This window comes from Streptococcus rupicaprae (assembly GCF_040545225.1).
Taxonomy (GTDB): domain Bacteria; phylum Bacillota; class Bacilli; order Lactobacillales; family Streptococcaceae; genus Streptococcus; species Streptococcus rupicaprae.
This window is the reverse complement of sequence record NZ_JBEPLO010000003.1, coordinates 116,162-134,900: the sequence shown is the minus strand read 5'-3', so window position 1 is coordinate 134,900 and position 18,739 is coordinate 116,162. Positions and strand designations below refer to the sequence as shown.

The 18,739-nt window shown below is 46.2% G+C and carries 24 protein-coding genes; 21 read left to right on the top strand and 3 right to left on the bottom strand.

Translation table 11 applies throughout. From position 1 onward, the window contains the following. Positions 1-163 precede the first annotated feature (163 nt). From ABID29_RS02395 to ABID29_RS02320, 16 genes are all read left to right on the top strand, one after another. A complete protein-coding gene (locus ABID29_RS02395) occupies positions 164-1,444 on the top strand; it encodes a DUF1576 domain-containing protein (RefSeq protein ID WP_354364130.1) in 1,281 nt (426 codons plus the stop codon). 25 nt (positions 1,445-1,469) lie between these two features. After that, positions 1,470-1,811, top strand: coding sequence for a hypothetical protein (locus ABID29_RS02390; protein ID WP_354364129.1), 342 nt, complete (start codon positions 1,470-1,472; stop codon positions 1,809-1,811). 211 nt (positions 1,812-2,022) lie between these two features. Next, complete coding sequence (gene recJ, locus ABID29_RS02385; protein WP_354364128.1) at positions 2,023-4,245, top strand: single-stranded-DNA-specific exonuclease RecJ; 2,223 nt, start codon at positions 2,023-2,025, stop codon at positions 4,243-4,245. Further along, positions 4,226-4,654 carry a hypothetical protein gene (locus ABID29_RS02380; protein WP_354364127.1) on the top strand — a complete coding sequence of 143 codons (429 nt, stop codon included), beginning with the start codon at positions 4,226-4,228 and terminating at the stop codon, positions 4,652-4,654. The genes recJ and ABID29_RS02380 overlap by 20 nt, the downstream gene beginning before the upstream one ends. Before the next feature lie 88 nt (positions 4,655-4,742). Further along, the gene (locus ABID29_RS02375) at positions 4,743-4,889 is read left to right on the top strand and encodes a hypothetical protein (protein WP_354364126.1); all 147 of its coding nucleotides are present in this window, start codon (positions 4,743-4,745) and stop codon (positions 4,887-4,889) included. Positions 4,890-4,930: 41 nt separating this feature from the next. After that, complete coding sequence (locus ABID29_RS02370) at positions 4,931-5,080, top strand: hypothetical protein (protein ID WP_354364125.1); 150 nt, start codon at positions 4,931-4,933, stop codon at positions 5,078-5,080. 12 nt (positions 5,081-5,092) lie between these two features. Continuing rightward, a complete protein-coding gene (gene rsgA / locus ABID29_RS02365; RefSeq protein ID WP_354364145.1) occupies positions 5,093-5,689 on the top strand; it encodes a ribosome small subunit-dependent GTPase A in 597 nt (198 codons plus the stop codon). 46 nt (positions 5,690-5,735) lie between these two features. Further along, a complete protein-coding gene (locus ABID29_RS02360) occupies positions 5,736-6,353 on the top strand; it encodes an HD domain-containing protein (RefSeq protein WP_354364124.1) in 618 nt (205 codons plus the stop codon). 24 nt (positions 6,354-6,377) lie between these two features. Beyond that, positions 6,378-6,710: a putative quinol monooxygenase gene (locus tag ABID29_RS02355; RefSeq protein ID WP_354364123.1), complete on the top strand. Its 333-nt coding sequence runs from the start codon at positions 6,378-6,380 to the stop codon at positions 6,708-6,710. Between the two features lie 9 nt (positions 6,711-6,719). Continuing rightward, the gene (locus ABID29_RS02350) at positions 6,720-7,094 is read left to right on the top strand and encodes a TIGR02328 family protein (protein ID WP_354364122.1); all 375 of its coding nucleotides are present in this window, start codon (positions 6,720-6,722) and stop codon (positions 7,092-7,094) included. A 401-nt stretch (positions 7,095-7,495) separates the two neighbouring features. Further along, positions 7,496-8,008 (top strand): adenine phosphoribosyltransferase, encoded by a 513-nt coding sequence (locus ABID29_RS02345; RefSeq protein WP_168548870.1) that lies wholly within the window; start codon positions 7,496-7,498, stop codon positions 8,006-8,008. Between the two features lie 22 nt (positions 8,009-8,030). Continuing rightward, positions 8,031-8,729 (top strand): beta/alpha barrel domain-containing protein, encoded by a 699-nt coding sequence (locus ABID29_RS02340; protein WP_354364121.1) that lies wholly within the window; start codon positions 8,031-8,033, stop codon positions 8,727-8,729. 92 nt (positions 8,730-8,821) lie between these two features. After that, positions 8,822-9,766, top strand: a complete 945-nt coding sequence (gene metA, locus ABID29_RS02335) for a homoserine O-acetyltransferase MetA (RefSeq protein ID WP_354364119.1) — start codon at positions 8,822-8,824, stop codon at positions 9,764-9,766. Positions 9,767-9,775: 9 nt separating this feature from the next. Continuing rightward, the gene (locus ABID29_RS02330; RefSeq protein ID WP_354364118.1) at positions 9,776-10,453 is read left to right on the top strand and encodes a DnaD domain-containing protein; all 678 of its coding nucleotides are present in this window, start codon (positions 9,776-9,778) and stop codon (positions 10,451-10,453) included. A gap of 2 nt (positions 10,454-10,455) precedes the next feature. Next, entirely contained in the window at positions 10,456-11,136 is a 681-nt protein-coding gene (locus tag ABID29_RS02325) for a tRNA (adenine(22)-N(1))-methyltransferase (RefSeq protein WP_354364117.1), read from the top strand. After that, positions 11,126-11,914: a Nif3-like dinuclear metal center hexameric protein gene (locus ABID29_RS02320; protein WP_354364116.1), complete on the top strand. Its 789-nt coding sequence runs from the start codon at positions 11,126-11,128 to the stop codon at positions 11,912-11,914. Before ABID29_RS02325 ends, ABID29_RS02320 begins: the two co-directional genes overlap by 11 nt. Positions 11,915-11,922: 8 nt before the next feature. On the opposite strand, the gene ABID29_RS02315 is transcribed toward ABID29_RS02320, so the two are convergent. Continuing rightward, entirely contained in the window at positions 11,923-12,150 is a 228-nt protein-coding gene (locus tag ABID29_RS02315) for a helix-turn-helix domain-containing protein (protein WP_354364115.1), read from the bottom strand. A 79-nt stretch (positions 12,151-12,229) separates the two neighbouring features. Here ABID29_RS02315 and ABID29_RS02310 point away from each other — a divergent pair, with 79 nt between their 5' ends. Then, positions 12,230-12,865: a phosphoribosylglycinamide synthetase gene (locus ABID29_RS02310; protein WP_354364114.1), complete on the top strand. Its 636-nt coding sequence runs from the start codon at positions 12,230-12,232 to the stop codon at positions 12,863-12,865. A 248-nt stretch (positions 12,866-13,113) separates the two neighbouring features. Here the strand turns inward: ABID29_RS02310 and ypfJ are convergent, their stop codons facing one another. Further along, complete coding sequence (gene ypfJ, locus ABID29_RS02305; protein WP_354364113.1) at positions 13,114-14,037, bottom strand: KPN_02809 family neutral zinc metallopeptidase; 924 nt, start codon at positions 14,035-14,037, stop codon at positions 13,114-13,116. Between the two features lie 69 nt (positions 14,038-14,106). After that, the gene (locus ABID29_RS02300; RefSeq protein WP_354364112.1) at positions 14,107-14,991 is read right to left on the bottom strand and encodes a MurR/RpiR family transcriptional regulator; all 885 of its coding nucleotides are present in this window, start codon (positions 14,989-14,991) and stop codon (positions 14,107-14,109) included. Positions 14,992-15,138: 147 nt separating this feature from the next. Between ABID29_RS02300 and ABID29_RS02295 the strand changes: the two genes are divergently transcribed. The 4 genes from ABID29_RS02295 to ABID29_RS02280 all read left to right on the top strand — a co-directional run bounded on the left by ABID29_RS02295 (position 15,139) and on the right by ABID29_RS02280 (position 18,730). Then, a complete protein-coding gene (locus tag ABID29_RS02295) occupies positions 15,139-16,308 on the top strand; it encodes an MFS transporter (protein WP_354364111.1) in 1,170 nt (389 codons plus the stop codon). A gap of 146 nt (positions 16,309-16,454) precedes the next feature. Then, the gene (locus ABID29_RS02290; RefSeq protein WP_354364110.1) at positions 16,455-16,814 is read left to right on the top strand and encodes a Lin0368 family putative glycerol transporter subunit; all 360 of its coding nucleotides are present in this window, start codon (positions 16,455-16,457) and stop codon (positions 16,812-16,814) included. Then, complete coding sequence (locus ABID29_RS02285) at positions 16,811-17,149, top strand: Lin0368 family putative glycerol transporter subunit (protein WP_354364109.1); 339 nt, start codon at positions 16,811-16,813, stop codon at positions 17,147-17,149. Before ABID29_RS02290 ends, ABID29_RS02285 begins: the two co-directional genes overlap by 4 nt. A gap of 141 nt (positions 17,150-17,290) precedes the next feature. Then, positions 17,291-18,730 carry a 6-phospho-beta-glucosidase gene (locus tag ABID29_RS02280; RefSeq protein WP_354364108.1) on the top strand — a complete coding sequence of 480 codons (1,440 nt, stop codon included), beginning with the start codon at positions 17,291-17,293 and terminating at the stop codon, positions 18,728-18,730. Positions 18,731-18,739 lie beyond the last annotated feature (9 nt).

Here is an 18,739-nt window from a genome sequence, read left to right as displayed (position 1 = left end):
CAACGCTATTTCGACGTTCTCATAGTATAGTTTTAAATACGGGTATAAACTGCATGCGTTCTTTATATGTGAAAGCGATTAAAAAAGACACTAAAAATCCTTGCCAAATGATTAAAATTGAGGTACTGTAGTATAAGATATAGGTTTTTAGACGGAGGCATGGATGAAAAAAACGTTACTGAGACGAGAACTACAGCTAGACTGGGAAAAAGACTATCTGCTTTTGCTGGCCATTGCCACCTTTGTCTTTGCTCTTTTTACGCCTGCAAGGACCACTTGGTGGGAGGATTACTGGTATTTGCTCACCCATCAGACCTACCTGATCCATGACTTCTTTGAAGTGGCTGGCTCTTCGGCGACCTTTGTCAACCTGGCCCTGCATTTTGGGGTTGCTTATTACTTGAATGTCAGGAATAACTTGACCCACTTGACGGGTTTTCAACTAGCATCTATTGGGATTTTTGCAGGCCATTCCCTTTTTGGGACCCACCTGTTAAATATCCTTCCCATTATTATTGGAGTTATTCTCTATGCCAGGAAATCTGGTCAGTCCTTTAAGTTGTATACCTCCGTCAGTTTATTTGCGACTTGTACAGCGCCAACGGTCTCCTACCTGATGTTTGCTAACGGTGGCAATCTGGTCTCTTTGTTAGCAGGTTTTGCCTTTGGAATTGGTTTAGGCTTCATTACACCACCTCTGGCAGAAGATTTCTTGAAATTCCACCAAGGCTATACCCTCTATAACATAGGGTTCACAGGCGGTGTGATTGGTCTATTTATCTATGCTTGCTTGCGTTATTTTGGCCTGGAAATTCCTAGTGTGCAACTGGTTAGTACGGATGCACACGGCTATATCCTAGTTTATTTAATCGCTATCTGCATGTTCATGTTAACCTTGGCAGCGGTTGGTCTCGATTTTCAGGACTTTAAGACCAAATTCATCAAGCTCAACCGTCGTGTAGGGCGTCTGCCAGATGATTTTGTCATCAAATATGGCCGTAGGACGACCTTTTTCAATATGGGGCTGTTAGGAATGGTTTACTTATCGATCCTGCTAGTTTTGGGGGTCAGACTCAATGGGCCCATCGCAGGTGGCCTCTTGTCCGTGATCGGTTTTGCAGGCTTCGGGAAGCACTTGCGGAACACGTTGCCGATTGCAGCAGGAATCCTATTAGCAGCTTATTTTTCAGATAAGTCCTTTGCTAGTCTCGGTTTTGCCTTGTCCTTATTGTTTGGCACTTCTTTAGCTCCCATCGCAGGATATTATGGTATAATAGTGGGGATGATAGCTGGCTTTTTGCAATTTAATGTAGCCCAGAGTGTCATCGATCTTCATCTTGGTCTGAGTCTTTACAATAACGGTTTTTCCAGTGGATTTGTAGCAGCCTTTATGATTCCAGTTTTGGAGAATTTTACTTGGACTAAGGCGTCTTCGATAGAATAAAGATTAACAAAGTGAGGGTGGTCGTATGATCAATGAAAAAAGCAAGGCAACTCGGATTATGAAGGAGTTGATTGGCTACTTTTTGGAACATAAATATTATCAATTTGATGTGTCTTTTAATCTGGATAGGGAGAAATTTGAGCTGGCCATCAGCACGCCTTCAGGGGATGTTCCCAGTCATTTTGACCATTTGCTGAAGGATTTAAGCATTGACAGGGAGGTGGAGATTGATGAGTATTACAATGCTCTCCTCGGTGGCCACGGGACGGACCACGACTACACGCTTCTTGGGAAAGCGATAGATTATGCCCGCATTGAGCATGAGGATGGCCTCTTGACTCTCAAGGTGAGACGCAATATTAGTTAGAAATGCAGGAGTTGGCCAGCCTTTGGCCAATTTTTTTACTTAAATTTTGACATAAAATAGCGAAACTTTAAATACAAGGCTTTGCCCTCTTTTTCAGAGGAAAGCGATGAGGTTGATTTGAAGGCTCTGCCTTGCTTCTGTCAGTATTTAGGTGGGAAAATCAATCTGATTTTGATACAATAATAGGGATAATAGCAGAAAAGAGATAAGAATGATTTCATCAAAGTATGAGTGGCTTCTCAATGACCAGCAGCCAGACCAGGTCTTTTTGAAACTGGCCAAAAAAGAAGGCTTAGACAGCTTAGTAGCCCAGTTGCTCTATACCAGAGGCGTAACCGATGAGGCTTCGCTGAAAGCTTTTTTGACCCCTTCCTTGGAAGACTTGCACGACCCTTATTTATTGCACGACATGGATAAGGCCGTGTCCCGCATTCGTTCAGCGATTGAGGATGGCGAAGCCATCCTGATTTATGGCGACTATGATGCGGACGGTATGACCAGTGCCTCCATTCTCAAGGAAACCCTGGAAGAGCTTGGGGCTGAGTGCGAGGTCTACCTTCCCAACCGCTTTACAGACGGCTATGGTCCCAATCAGAGTGTTTACAAGTATTTCATTGACCAGCAGGGGATCAGCCTGATTGTTACGGTGGACAATGGCGTAGCTGGACATGAGGCCATCGCCTATGCCATGGAGCAAGGGATTGATGTCATTGTGACCGATCACCACAGCTTGCCGGCAGAGCTGCCAGCAGCCTTTGCTATCGTCCATCCGGAACACCCAGAAGCCGATTATCCCTTCAAGCACCTAGCAGGCTGTGGCGTGGCTTTTAAATTGGCCTGCGCCCTGTTAGAAGAGGTTAATCTAGATTTACTGGATTTGGTGGCTATCGGGACGATTGCTGATATGGTTCCTCTGACAGACGAAAACCGCATCATGGTCAAGTTTGGCTTAGAAGTCCTCAAACGCACCCAGAGACTGGGCCTCCAGGAATTATTCCAATTAGCAGGTATTGATCCGGTCAGTTTGACAGAAGAGACTGTCGGCTTTCAGCTGGCTCCCCGCCTCAATGCTCTGGGACGCTTAGACGATCCCAATCCAGCCCTTGAACTCTTGACGGGCTTTGATGATGACTTAGCCAGTGAGGTCGCCCAGCTCATCGAGGAAAAAAACACGGAACGTAAGGCCCTTGTCCAGGCCATCTACGAGGAAGCCAAGGCCATGGTGGACACCAGTCGCCCAGCCCAAGTTTTGGCCAAGGAGGGCTGGAATCCAGGCGTTCTAGGCATCGTTGCGGGCCGGCTCTTAGAGGAGCTGCACCAGCCCATTATTGTGCTCAGCATCCAGGACGGGGTCGCCAAGGGTTCCGCTCGCTCAACAGAAGCGGTTAACCTCTTTGAAGCCTTGTCCCCTCATAAGGCTATCTTTACCGCCTTTGGCGGGCATAGCGGAGCTGCTGGCATGACCTTGCCTGTGGAGCAGTTGGATACGCTGTCAGACCTGCTTGTGGCCTATATTGGTGAACAGGACATTGATCTGTCTCAGAAAAATCACTTGCTCCTCGATGAAGAATTGGTCCTAGACCAGCTGAGCCTTGACACGATCAAGTCTCTGGACAAATTAGCCCCCTTTGGCATGGAGCACAAGCAACCTGTTTTTTACCTGCGTCAGGTCAAGGTGGTCAATGCTAGAGCCATGGGCCAAGACAATGCCCATCTAAAACTTCGCCTGCAACAAGGCCAGACGGAGATGGATCTAGTGGCCTTTGGCTATGGTGCTTATGTGCGAGAGATGAGTCAACTTAAGGATTTGGAGTTTGCAGTAACCCTCTCAGTTAATCAGTGGAACGGGAACACCAGTCTGCAGTTGATGATGGTCGATGTCCGGGTCAAGGGGGTTCAACTCTATGATCTCAGGGCTAAAAACCTCGCTCTGCCAGCAGGTGTCCCCGTCTTGACAGCTGAAACGACCAGCACCGTTGTGGCTATCAACCAGTTGCCAGGCAAACTGGCAGACCTACGGGAGCTATTTGCAGGCAAGGCTTTTGAGGCCATTTATTTCAAGAACACCATCCAAACACCTTATTACCTGTCTGGCTACGGTACCCGTGACCAGTATGCCAAGCTCTACAAGACTATCTACCAGTTTCCAGAGTTTGACGTTCGTTACAAGCTCAAGGAGCTCAGCCATTTCCTCAAAATTGACCAAATCCTTCTCATCAAGATGATTCAAATCTTCGAAGAGCTGGACTTTGTCACCATCACCGATGGGGTTATGACGGTCAACAAGGAGGCAGAGAAGAAAGCCATCACCGACAGCAAGATCTATCAAGACTTGGTCGAAACGGTCAAGTTCCAGGAGCTCATGGCTCTAGGCACGCCAGAGGAAATGTATGGGGTCTTGAAGGAGAAAGAGGATGATTCTGACGAAAAGTGAGCTGATTCAAGGTGCAGTAGACTTGTTAGAGACTACCAATTTTAGCAAGCCTTTGTCTGAGACAATCGAACTGCTGAATGAGGTATTTGATGGAAAAGCCAGTTATCGTGTGCAAACCAAATTGGCTTATGATGAAAGAACGGGCTTAGCAAGGGTTTCTAGCTACGATTGTGGCTTTCTATTTGATAGGTATGAGACGGATGATGTAAGTCTTGTCTTATTTACCCTCTTGTACGAAGCAGTTTCTACATATGCCTATGACCTTGTCTGTCAAAAGCAACAGTTATTGCAGCGTCCATGGGATAGAATAGTTGTTGCTGAAAAGTTAGCGAAACAAATAGGGCAAGCGTTACCTGAGCCATATGGCTCCTACTTTGAACAAGGGAAAAAGCCTTCTGGGTTAGGGTAAAACTCCCTTTACACGAACGAAAAATCGTCGATCGCATCCAAGACTATCAGAGGACTTGCCCAGTAAAAGGAAAGAAAAGGAGTCTCGCATGCCATTAACCTATCAATTAAGCGATGCACAACATGCCCGAGTGTTATCTGAATCGAAGCAGGATTACACGCTCGGTTTTTCAGATGGGCATACCGAACGTTTTTCTAAATCAAGACCTCAAGAAGCCTATCATGTTGGGATGTAGTCAGAATTGACCGTCCTGACACAGCTTTCCCACGATTGCAGTTGGTAGAACGCCGCAACTCGATTGTTAAGGCCAAAAATACCACTGCCAAGGATGGGTACTTTTCGGAAGTGGATCAAATCTTGGCAAGCAATGTTGATCAGCTCTTTATCGTGATGGCTTTGGATCAGCGGTTCTCCCTGTCTAAGTGAGAGTGTTACCTTCTGGTCTTTTCGCAAGAGAGACTTGAGTTGACAGTGGTCTTAATCAAAAAGGATCTGGTCCCCACCTACCAAGAAGCGGTTGCTCAGATCAAGCAACTCTATCCCCAGAGTAATTTGCTGGCCATCAGTATTTATGATGAAGGATCGCTTCTAGCTTTGAAAGAAGTGCTAAACCCTCAACAAATCGGGCTTTTTATTGGTAGTTCAGGAGCTGGGAAATCCAGTCTCATCAATCAGCTTCAGTCTGATTATGTGGCCAAAGTGAACGCCGTCAAGGCCGATCACAAAGGGAAACACACGACAACTTCTAGCCTTCTCATCTATTTTCCTGAGATTGATTACTATGTGATTGATACGCCAGGTTTTAAGGGGATTGACACCCATCACGAGATTGATCGAGATATCTTGTTTGCCCCCATTGAGGATTTGGCTAAATCTTGTAAATTTAGCAACTGCCAACACGATACAGAACCCAAGTGTGCTGTAAAGGCGGCGCTTGAAGCAGGACAGTTGGATCATGCTTTGTTTGACCGCTATCGCTATCAGCTAGGCAAGATGGACCTATTATCCAAAAGACGAAAGAGCTGGCGTTTGTAGTTTCTTGTAAAAAAATAATGGATAGAATTCATGGAGAAGGGCCAGAATGGACAAAATCAAAAAAGAAATTACCCAAGCCACAGCAGACCATGTCCGTCAATTGTGCCAAAAGGACAGTAGCGGTCATGACTGGTGGCACATTGACCGAGTCAGAAGGGCAGCCTTGACAATTGCTAAGGAAGAAGGAGCTGATGGCTTCATCTGTGAAATGGCTGCCCTGCTCCACGATGTGGCTGACAGGAAGTTTAATGCCAGCTTATCAGCTGGACTTGACAAGGTGGAGGCCTGGCTAGACAGCCAGCAAATAGACGAGAAGCACAAATCGCACATATTAGAAATCATTGCGACCATCTCCTTTACCAGCCAGCAAGAGGGCAAGCAGGTGCCCAGTCTTGAAGGGCAGGTGGTTCAAGATGCAGACCGCCTAGATGCTTTGGGGGCTATCGGTATCGCGCGGACCATGGCTTATTCCGGTCACACAGGCCGCTTGATTTACCAGCCAGAGACGGATCAAGAGACCGCTATCCAGCACTTTTATGATAAATTGCTGATCCTAAAAAACCTAATGAACACCAGTTACGGCAAGCGATTGGCTGAGGAAAGGCATCGTTTTATGGAAGTCTACCTTGATCAGTTTTATGCCGAATGGGCTGGAAATCGCTAAAAACCTACAAAAGGAGAAAACACCATGTCCTTAACATTTTTATTAACCTACACCGGCCAAGATGGCGCTGCCCTCAAATTCATCCAAGAGATGGAGGAGCAAGGCATTGCGACCACTATCCGCCAGAGAGCTGGCAACCTGCGCTATGGGTATTTTATCTCCCACGCTGATCCTGAAACGGTGCTTTTGGTGGATAGCTGGGCAGACCAGGAGGCGCTGGATATTCACCACGCTTCGCCTGAGATGGACCGCATCATCGCTCTTCGAGAGAAGTACGATCTCAAGATGACCGCTGAGCGTTTGGTGTCTGACGAGGTTAATTTCTCAGCTCACGACCGTTCCTTTATCCGAGACTAGGAGGGTTTTATGCGCCTGTGGCACCAAGATTTGATGGCCAACCTTCCTCGTCAGCAGTTGCTGGGACAACACCGAGAATGTGCAGCCCTGCGAGGACGGGGCTGGGGCAAACCTCACGCGACGGTCAACTATGTCTTTGACCACTCCCCTTATAAGCTTTATCAGTACCACGTCCTCGTCATGGAGGAAATGGCAAAGAGGGGCTACCAGCCGGATCAGGCTTGGCATGACCCCAATTACCGAGGGAAGACTGCCCAGCCCTACACTGACTTGCCAGTCCTGTCTGTCACCAATCCCATCTACCCAGAGCACGATGAAACTTACCTGCAGGAATGTTTAGATAATTTGCGGGATAAGGGGATTGACTTAGAAGTCCTAGGATAAGTAAGGGTCACATGGGAAATATGGTTACTAAGGGTTGGCGAGAAGGCAATCCTATAAGTCCATCGCCTCTTGGGCAAACGAAAGAAAGTTTGTTTCAAGGAGGCGCGTGACTAGAAGGGCACGTCAAACGCATGGAGAAAAGATGGTTTCAGAAAACAATTTTGCAGAGAAGTATTGTACTTTTTAGATGAAATTGATGCTATAGTTTCTGCGAGATAAACAGAATGGTACCGATTATTGGAATGTTTTCAAGTAATTTTTTGAAAAATGCATGTAGCTAAAAAATGGTTGCATGCATTATTTTTATGTGTACGGCGTGCTAGAAAGGGGCTTATTTCCCCTAATTGAGAGGAAATGTGCTATAATAGGCTGTAAAAACTATTTTTAAAGAGAGACATTAAATGAACTTAAAAGATTATATTGCTCGCATCGATGACTATCCTCAAGAAGGGATTGTTTTTCGTGATATTAGCCCCCTGATGGCTGATGGCAATGCCTACAGCTATGCGGTTCGTGAGATTGTTCAGTACGCAACTGACAAGAAAATCGACATGATCGTAGGTCCTGAGGCGCGTGGTTTTATCGTGGGTTGTCCAGTAGCCTTTGAGTTGGGTGTTGGCTTTGCCCCTGTTCGTAAGCCAGGAAAATTGCCCCGCGAAGTGATCTCAGCAGACTACGAAAAAGAGTACGGTGTGGATACGCTCACTATGCACGCAGATGCTATTCAACCTGGCCAACGTGTTCTGATTGTTGATGACCTCTTGGCGACTGGTGGAACAGTTAAGGCAACGATTGAAATGATCGAGCGATTGGGCGGTATTGTAGCTGGTTGTGCCTTCCTCATCGAATTGGATGACTTAAAAGGTCGTGAGGCGATCGGTGACTACGATTACAAGGTCTTGATGCATTATTAAGGGTCTGAAAGAGGAAGAGAATATGGAAGAAGGACAAGTGCAAAAAGCTCCTAAGGTCATGTCAGATTTGCGTCAGGACATTGTCAAAATGCCCAAAGCCATTTGGGAATGCTCTGGCATTAAGATTTATGGCCGTCTCATCCGTGCCGTGATTTTCACGACGGATGTAGCGATTATAGCCAATACCAATGCAGATGCGGTCTTGGCAGTCTATCCTTTCACGCCTAGCCCAGCTATTGCAAAGAGCATCATGTCAGTAGCAACTATTCCTGTCCTAGCAGGGGTCGGTGGTGGCCTAACGACAGGGACACGCTCTGCTAACATGAGTCTCTTTTCAGAGTCTGAAGGCGCTCTAGCAGTGGTGACCAATGGACCAACCAACGTCGAAACCATCACTAAGATGAATGAGATGATTGATATTCCCATTATCTACACGGTTGTTTCAGAGCACTCAGATATCAAGTCTCGCCTGGAAGCTGGGGTTGATATTCTCAATGTCTCTGGTGGCAGTCGGACGGTTGAAATCGTTCAAAAAGTCCGCCAGCAATTTCCAGATGTGCCAATTATGGCAACAGGTGGGCCAAACGAGGAAAGCATCCGAGCAGTTATTGCTGCTGGTGCCAATGCGGTCACCTACACCCCACCCAGCAACGGGGAGCTTTTCAAGGCTAAAATGGAAAAATACCGAAAACAAGAAAAAGAAAAATTAGAGGAAGTATAGTTAAAACCTATAACAACTTCTAAAAAATAGGTGTTTGCAAAGGAGGACGCTCTGCCGTATAATGAAAGAAAGATCAGTCCAAGGAGTGTTCTATGCCGATTAAGATCCATCAAGATTTACCAGCAGTTGATATTTTAAAATCTGAGAATATTTTTGTCATGGACGACCAACGGGCCAACCATCAGGATATTCGTCCCTTAGACGTCTTGATCGTCAATTTAATGCCGACCAAGATTGTGACAGAGACCCAGCTCTTGCGTCTCTTGGCCAACACTCCTCTGCAGCTTAATGTGGAATTTTTACAAATGGTGTCGCACACGTCTAAAAATACAGGTGCGGATCACTTGACGACCTTCTATAAGACCTTTGAGCAGATCAAGCATCGTTACTACGATGGTCTGATTATCACAGGTGCTCCGGTGGAAAATATGCCCTTTGAAGCGGTCAATTATTGGGAAGAGTTGGATCAGGTCATTGCTTGGTCCAAGGACCATGTTCACTCGACCCTTCACATTTGCTGGGGGGCACAGGCAGGGCTTTATTCCCGCTATGGAGTGGATAAGACCCGCTTGGAGCAAAAGTTATCTGGCATTTTCAGGCAAGAGACCGTCACCCCTAATAGTCCGCTCATGCGTGGGTTTGACGATATTTTCTTGGCGCCTCATTCTCGCCACACCACTATTTTGCCAGAAGCGATTGCTGATTTGGAGAATTTAGAGATTTTGGCGGCGGGAGAAGAAGTAGGGCTGTCCATCCTGGCTAGCAAGGACCTCCGTGAAGTTTACAGCTTTGGCCACTTGGAATATGATCGGGACACCCTAGCCAAGGAGTATAGCCGCGATCTTAAGGCTGGTCTGGATCCTCAGATTCCTCATCAATACTTTGACAATGACGATCCGACGACCCAGCCGTGCCTGCGTTGGAACCTGGCGGCAGCTCTTTTTTTCAGCAACTGGATCAACTACGCTGTCTATCAAGAGACCCCATACGATTGGCAATTGCTTCAGTCGGATCCTCTCTTATCCGCCAGTTTGTAAGGAGCGTTAATGAGTTATTCAAAGCATTTTAAGTCTGGCAACGTGGTCTTACCCGCTGCCTTACTTTTCCATTTTAAGGACCTTTTTCCCTCAAGGGATGATTTTTTGGTCTGGCAATTTTTCTTTTACCAAAATACCTCTCAGTTGGAGGAATTGGCCCCAAGCACGATTGCCCAGGCGACCGGGATGACGGTAGCAGCAGTCAACCAAGCTATTTCTGACCTTCAGTCTGCTGGCCTCTTAGAATTCAAAACAATTGAGCTGGCTGGTGAAATTGAAATGATTTTTGATGCCCTTCCAGCCTTAGATAAACTTGACGCCTTGCTGGAGACTGATGCTGATTCGGCCAGTGCAGGCCCCTTCTCCAATCCGGCTAAGGAGCTGGTGGCCGACTTTGAACGGGAACTGGGTCGCTTCCTAAGCCCATTTGAGATCGAAGATCTGGAAAAGAGCCTTCAGGAAAACGTATCGCCTGAACTGATCAAAGAAGCCCTCAAAGAAGCTGTTTTTAACGGCAAGGCCAACTGGAAATATATCCAGGCTATTTTGAGAAATTGGCGGCGTGAAGGGATTACCACCCTTGCCCAAGTTGAGGCCCGACAGGCTGAGCGTGAGGCCCAAATTCAGCCCCAGGGATCAGGCCATTTGGCAGATTACCAAGCAGCTTTGGGACTTTTTAAGGATTAAGTATGGAAAAATTATCAAGACGTTTAAGACAAGTTGCAGGCTTTGTCCCACAAGGGGCAAGGCTTTTAGATGTGGGCTCGGACCACGCCTATCTCCCCCTTTACCTGCTGGAGCAAGGGGCTATTAGCCATGCCATCGCTGGCGAGGTGGTGGACGGCCCCTACCAGTCTGCCCTCAAAAACGCCCAGAACTCGCCTTTTACCGCCCAGTTGGAGGTTCGTCTGGCTGACGGCCTGGCCGCCTTTGCACCTGCCGATGCCATCGACACCATCACTATCTGTGGTATGGGGGGGCGTTTGATTGCCTCAATTTTGGACAATGGCAGAGCGAAACTGGAGGGCGTCACCCGCCTGGTGCTCCAGCCCAACAACCGTGAGGATGAGCTCCGCAACTGGCTGAGCAGGGCTGGTTATGCCATCTTGGTTGAGGAGATCTTAGAAGAGCAGGGTAAGATTTATGAGATTATCGTGGCTGAAAGAGGTCAGCAGGACCTATCTGACCTTGACCTGCGCTTTGGACCTTTCCTGCGTCAAGATAAATCTCCAGTCTTTGTGACCAAGTGGGAGAAGGAACTCAAACAACTGGAACAGGCTTTGGCTGGTATCCCAGACCACCACGAGGAGGCCCGCTCTGCTATTGCCCAAAAAATCCAAGCCATCAAGGAGGTGCTACATGAAAGCTAGTCAGTTAATCGAACGCTACGAGGCCTTTTGCCCGCCGGGGCTATCCCTGGAAGGAGACGTGGTCGGCCTGCAAATCGGGACGCTGGACAAGGAGATTTCCAAGGTCATGGTGGCCTTGGACCTGCGGGAGCAGACAGTGCGTGAGGCGGTGGAGCAAGGCGTAGAGCTGATTATTGTCAAGCACGCGCCGATTTTTCGTCCCTTGAAAAACTTGGTCGCCAGCCCGCAAAACCAGATGGTCCTGGATTTGGTCAAGCACGACATCGCCGTCTATGTCAGCCACACCAACATCGATGTGGTTGAGGGCGGTCTCAACGATTGGTTCTGTGACCTGCTAGGGCTGACCTCTGTCGAGCCCCTGTCTGAGACTGTGGATGGTCAGGGCATCGGTCGTGTGGGCAATATCACCCAGACCAACTTTGAAGACTTGGCGAGTAAGGTTAAGGAAATCTTCCAGCTGGATAGCGTCCGTCTGGTCAGCTACGACCGTGCTAATCCGACCGTGTCCCGTGTCGCTATCTGCGGCGGTTCTGGCCAGTCCTTCTATAAGGATGCCCTGAAAAAGGGTGCGAATGTTTACATCACGGGTGACATCTACTACCACACCGCCCAGGAGATGCTGACGGATGGCCTTTTGGCCATCGACCCAGGCCACCATATCGAAGTGCTCTTTATTGAGAAAATCGCCCAGCTCCTCCGCAGCTGGACAGCTGAAAACAGCTGGGAGGTGGACGTGGTGCAAGCACAGGCGACGACAAATCCTTTTTATCATTTGTAACAAAAAACCTATGACTGGCTTTGGTCATAGGTTTTTTCAATTTCTGGTATAAATGTGACGATATCGTTAGGTGTACAGTCTAGAATATTATAGAGTTTTTCCAGAGTGAGTAGAGTAATATTTTTATTCTTTTTTAAACCGTCTAATGTTTTGTTATCAATTCCTGATTTGAGTAATTTGTATTGAGAGACCCCTCGATCAGCCATTGTCTGCCAAAGCGGTTCATAACTAATCAAGGTAATCACCTCCTTTTGATAATATTATAAGTGGAATACTTAAAATTTGATATTATGTTTATATCCACAAGGTAGTATAATGATTTTAGAAGGAGGTCTTATGCCGTTAATAAAGAAGTTTTTTAAATTAAAAATGTATGTTTGGATGGCACTTGCGATATTGCTGCTGGCGGGTGGTTTTAATCTTTTTGGCTATATTACAGGACGATCCGACCAAGCTAGCATTAGTCAGTCTTACTCATCAGTCAAATACCTGGAACAGGTTCAAGAAGTTGTCTTACTTAATGTTGGTCTCCAGAGGGTCGAAAGTAAAAAAGAAAATACAAAGATACCATGGACTAAAATTGGCATTCCAGCATCAGAAAAGAGAGCACTAATTGTCCTCGATTATGATGCTAAAATGGGGATTAAAAAACCGGTAACAATTAAGAAAACTGGTGAGCATGACATCTTGGTTAAGGTGCCAAAGTTTGAAGCCATTGGTGTTCAATTCCATGATTATAAACTTTATGATGACAGCGGTGATTTGCTGAGTTTTGCAACTAAGAAGATTGATACTGGTGATCTAGCGACTAGCAGATTGTCAAATAAAGCGCAAAAGGAATACTTGGAACATTATCAAGAACAACTACAGCAATCAGCTGATAATTATTACAAATCAATCATTACAGCCATTAACCCAGAATTTAATGTGACAGTCGAATTTACTAAGTAAGTCTGCCTAGACATGACAAATTGCCAAGTAAGAGTTACAAACAAAAAAGAAAAAACGTTCAGGACTAGTTTACTTAGCTTATCTTGAACGTTTTATGTGCCTCTCTAATGTCCGCAGTGAGGTTATCCACGACAGTTGACAAGAAGTTACTTAACTTATGCAAAAAATCCTTAGAATCAGTTTATAGAAACTACTGATTCTAAGGATTTTTTTATAATAAAGTCAATCCAACTGTTGATTTCTTTTGACTAAATATCCCCTGAGAAGGTGTCACCGTGAGCGAGATCGCCGTATTGGTAACCACGGTGGAACCATTTTTGGCGTTGGGCGGAAGTACCGTGGGTAAAGCTATCAGGAATGACGCGTCCGTAAGCTTCTTTCTGGAGGGTATCGTCGCCAACAGCGTGGGCTGCGTTCATGGCCTCGTCGATATCTCCAACGTCCAGGAGACCTTGGCCGTCAACATATTTTGCCCAAGCTCCAGCGTAATAGTCTGCTTGCAATTCCAATCGAACCATTAGGGCGTTGGCTTCTTTTTCGGAAAGTTTTTGGCGGGCTCTATTAAAGTCTGACATGGTTCCGAGCTCGTTTTGGACGTGGTGCCCCACTTCATGGGCGACCACATAGGCCATAGCAAAATCGCCTGAAGCCTTGTATTTGGTCGTTAAATCACGATAGAAGGAGAGGGCAATATAAACCTTGCTATCACCTGGGCAGTAGAAGGGACCAGAAGCTTCTGAACCAATTCCACAGGCTGTACTTGTCTGACCATCAAAGATAACCAAGACAGGTGGATTATATTTCAGACCTTCTTTTGAAAATTCTTTTGTCCAGAAGTCCTCGGTACTTTGGAAGACCTTACTGAGGAAAATGCCTTCTTCATCGGTCATTTTAGATGAAGCACCTTCCGTTTGGTCTTGATAGGACTGAGAATAGCCACCATTGGTGTCAAAACCAAGGAAATCCCCAAATCCTGCTCCGCCACCCATCAAGCCGAAAAGGAGCAATAACAGGATAAGCCATTTGCCTTTACCGGATGAGAAGAGAAGTTGGAGAAGAAGGTTTCCTCCTAGGCCAGAGCCAGCTAGGCCACCGCCCTGCCTTCTTGGAGAATAGCCGCGACCACGACGGTCTTCCACACGTTTGCTTTCTTTTAAATCATTTATTTTCATGAATTACCCTTTATCTAAAGTTAATGGTCTTTTCATTATTATACTCTAAAATACTCAAAAATGAAAGCGTTAGTTCCTCTGTTCTTGTAGAATCTGTGACGAAGCTCCTCGCTCTGCTTCAACAATCCGAGAAGTTTCCTTTCTCAGCTTTAAGTGGGTATCATAATTGAGGGAGAATAGGCAGGCATAGAGGGTATCCAGGAGAAAGAGGATCGATTCATCCGTAGCGAAGGTGCTGATTTTTGAATAAAGCTTTTCACGAGTGGATAAACGCAGAATCACATCGGCAAATTGAGTGGTTTGATTGTCTCCAAGGCTGGTCAAGAGCAGTAGAGGAATCTGGCGTGATGCGAGGATTTCAGCAGTTTGCAGGAGGATCTTGGACTCGCCAGAATAGCTAATCATCAGCGCACAACTTTTGGGATCGGCCAAGTAGGCTCCAAAATTAACCTCACCATGCAAATCATGAATGCGAACATCTTTTTGAATGCGAGACATTTGGAGTGCAAATTCTCTAGACAAGAGCAGATTGTTGCTCGCTGCAAAGATATGGATGGTCTGAGCCTTGGCCAAGAGCTGAACAGCCTGATCGAGCGAATCAGGCTCTAGCAGATCCAGGGTTTCTGTGATGACTTCCTGCTTGAGTTTGGCTAATTTATTGGCAATACGGGGGAAGCTATCATACTTGGTAAAAGGATAGTTGGCATCTGTGTAGGTTAAGGTCTTGTCCAAATAATTAAGCTCAGCCAAATAGGCTTCTTTAAATGCTTTCCAGCCTGAAAAATGGAGCTTTTGAGCAACTCGGACCAGGGTGGACTTTGAGGAAAATGTCCTTTCCGCAATTTGCGTGGTAGTGAGATGTTGCAATTGGTGACCGTTTTTGAGGATAAAGTCAACAATCACTTTCTCGCTGGGGGAGAAGGGACAGGTTTCCAATTTCTCTGTGATTAGCATAAGGAACTCCTATTTTTCTGTCATTCAATGGTTCAAATCGTTTAACTTATTTTTGAGAACCTTGTTCCCAAATCGTTTATTGGCATAGGCAACTATCTCTAATCATGGTATCATAACTAAGGAATAAATTCAAAGAGATGGTGATGTATGAAAATTTTTAAGGATAGCTATTTGGCCTATCTGATGATGTACTTCTTTTATTATTTGGCTTGGGCCCTGTTTTCTGCTCTGATTTCTGTCTATCTTTTGGATCTAGGTTATAAAGCCAGTCAGGTCTCCATGGTGGTTTCCTTTTCCTTTGTCGCTTCGATGCTTAGCCAGCCCTTGATCGGTTGGTTAAACGATCGTTTTGGTGTTAAGAAAGTAACTGGCCTCCTGCTTTGGTCCAGCTTACCAGGCGGGCTTGTCCTCTTGACCAATCAGCAGTTGACAACCATTGCTTTAGCCTACAGTTGGATTTTGCTTTTAGTTAATGGCAGTGTTCCTGTCATGGAAAAAATTGCGACGACCAGCCCTTTTAGTTATGGGAAGATCCGAATTTGGGGAACTCTTGGTTTTGCCCTGGGGAATCAAGCGGCTGGACTCATTTATGATTATGTTGCCCCTCGGGCGATTTTTGCGGCTTTTATGGTCAGCATGTTTCTGGCCTTGGTCGGCATCTGGGGAACAGAGGTTTCAGAAGATGCTCATCTCGCTCAAACCGCTGAAGTGGAAGTATCTGAACCGGCCAGACTGGCTCTGTTCCGAAACAAGACCTACCTGTTTTACCTGGTTTTAGCCATGATTGTTTCAGGGGTCATGATGGCTGGACATACTTATATTCCTGCCATGCTGGAAGACTCTGGCTTATCAGTCAATCTAGCCACAACGGTTGTTGCCCTGTCTGTTCTCTGTGAGTCTCCCCTGACTCTACTGTCTTACAAATTCATGGACCAGATGACCAGTCGTAAATTATTTACAATTGTCCTTATCTTGGTTATTGTGCAATTTATTGTTTACGGGTTGGATTTTGGCTTGACTGCAAAGATAGGGATGACTTTGTTGGCCAAGCACACGAGTGGTATGCTCTTCATCATGACCAACATGAAAATCGTCGCTTCTCTCGTTGACCAGCGCTTCTTGATTACAGCCCTTTCGCTTGTCCAAGTGGCTAGAAGTCTGGGATCGATCCTTACCCAACATCTGGTCGGCCAGCTACTGGACCATGGGTCTTACAGTCTCATGTGTCTTGTTTTAGCAGGCCTGAGCCTCTTAGTTTTAGGGCTTTTGACATTTTTGAAACTTCCTAGTGGTCAGGAGAAGCGCCTCTTTAGTTAAAGCATTGGCAAGGGACTTGGATCTGCGTTCTATCAAATATCACCAAAGGCTAGCTCTCTCTGGAACCATGTTCCAAAATTAGGAGGGCTGGTTTTCTTTTGATTGCTTCTATGCTAGGATAGGGGTTAATCTGGAAAGGAGTTAAGATGAGATTTATCCGTGCTTTGTTTGCTTATGGTTTGGCTGGTTTTTTAGTACCCTTGATATGGCAGTTGTTTGCTAGCCAATTTGGTTATTTTACAGGATATGTTGCTGGTGCGACTGTGATTGGGCCGGTCTGGTATCTGATTCATTATCGAGGTTTAATTCCAAGGTATGGGAAGGGGGCCAGTATCGATATGGGACTTGCCATTGCCTCGGCAGTCCTTACACGTGAAATCTTCAAGAAGGGCTTAAACATACTCCCCCAGAGTGGGCCAACGCTTGTGCTTCTTATTTTTGGAGCTGTCCTGGCAGGTCTGATGGCTTGGTTGCTGGAGAGTGGCTTAGGGAGGAAGAGAAAATGACAGTTATGGCAGTCTTTCAAACGATTTTAGGGGGCTTTTTGTTACCTTTTGCGATTTTAAGCTGGTGGCGTCGACTGGTTCAGCGGTGGCAGGCTGTGGGAGGTATCTTAGGCATTGTTTTGATTATTGGAACCCTTTGGCTAGTCAACCATGGCTCGGCCAGACCTCTGATTTACCAGAGTGGTCCCATTTTTATTGATATGGGAGTCGCGACAGCGGTGGGTGTCTCTGTCTTTGACCAGCTAGGGGGAGGCAGTGTTCTTAAAAGTCTTCCCAATATCTCAGCAGCACTCCTAGGCGGTTTGCTTGCTGGGCTCCTGTTATGCTTGTTTTAGAATAAGTAGAACAGAGTTCCAGAAAATCCTCTTTATTGATAGAAATGATTGAGACCCTTGTCCAATCTTGTACAAGGGGCTTTTCTTTTGTTTGATATATGATATAGTCAAGATGTCAAATTTACTTAAAGGAGTTTTATCATGGTTTTTCCAAAGAATTTTTTATGGGGCGGTGCCCTAGCTGCCCACCAGTTTGAGGGCGGTGTCCTCGAGAGTTCAAAAGGCTTGTCTGTCGCAGATGTCATGACAGCAGGTGCCCATGGGGTTCCTCGTGTCATTACGGATGGTGTTGTAGAAGGAAACTATTACCCCAACCATGTCGGCATCGATTTCTACCACCGTTACAAGGAAGACATTGCCATGTTTGCGGACCTTGGCTTCAAATGTTTCCGTACCTCGATTGCCTGGTCACGGATTTTTCCAACAGGATTTGAAGATCAGCCAGATGAAGAAGGTCTGCAGTTCTACGATGATGTCTTTGATGAACTTTTGAAATACGGCATTGAGCCTGTTATCACCTTGTCTCACTTTGAAATGCCCTACGAATTGGCCAAGAAGAATGGTGGTTTCATGAGCCGTGACACGGTGGATCAGTTCGTCAAGTTCGCAGAAGTGGTCTTCAAGCGCTACAAGGACAAGGTCAAATACTGGATGACCTTCAATGAAATCAACAACCAGATGAACTACCACAATGACATCTTTGGTTGGACCAACTCTGGTGCCCACTTTGGTGACTACCCAAATCCAGAAGAAGCCATGTACATCTGTGGTCACCATACCCTTGTAGCATCCGCTCGTGCGGTTAAGATTGGTAAGGCTATCAACCCAGACTTCAAGATTGGAAACATGATTGCCATGGTGCCTATCTATCCTTACTCTTGCCGTCCAGAGGATATCCTTCTGGCCAACCAAGCCATGCACGATCGCTGGTTCTTCTGTGATGTGCAGGTCCGTGGTCACTATCCAGCCTATAGCCTCAAGATGTTTGAGCGCAAGGGCTTCAAGATTCCAATCACTGAGGAGGATAAGGTGGTTTTGGCAGAAGGCACTGTCGACTATATTGGCTTTAGCTACTATATGAGCAATGTTGTTGATTCGCAAAAAGAACAGAGCGATGTATCAGATGCTATTGAAGCCTCTAATCCATACAGTGTCGTCAACCCCTTCATCAAGGCTTCGGACTGGGGCTGGGCGATTGATCCTGTGGGACTTCGCTATTCCCTTAGCGCCTTTTATGAGCGCTATGAAAAGCCACTCTTTATCGTAGAAAACGGCTTTGGGGCTATCGATGTCAAGGAAGAAGACGGATCTGTCCATGACCAGTACCGCATTGACTACCTGCGCAGCCATATCCAGGAAATGGAAAAAGCCATCAATGAAGATGGTGTAGAGCTATGGGGCTATACGCCTTGGGGCTGTATCGACTGTGTGTCCTTTACGACTGGCGAGATGAAGAAGCGTTATGGTTTCATCTACGTTGACCGCGACAATGAAGGAAATGGTACGCTGGAGCGGAGCAAGAAAGATTCTTACGACTGGTATAAAAAAGTCACCGCTTCTAATGGTGCAGATCTTGGGTAAGGCAAAAGG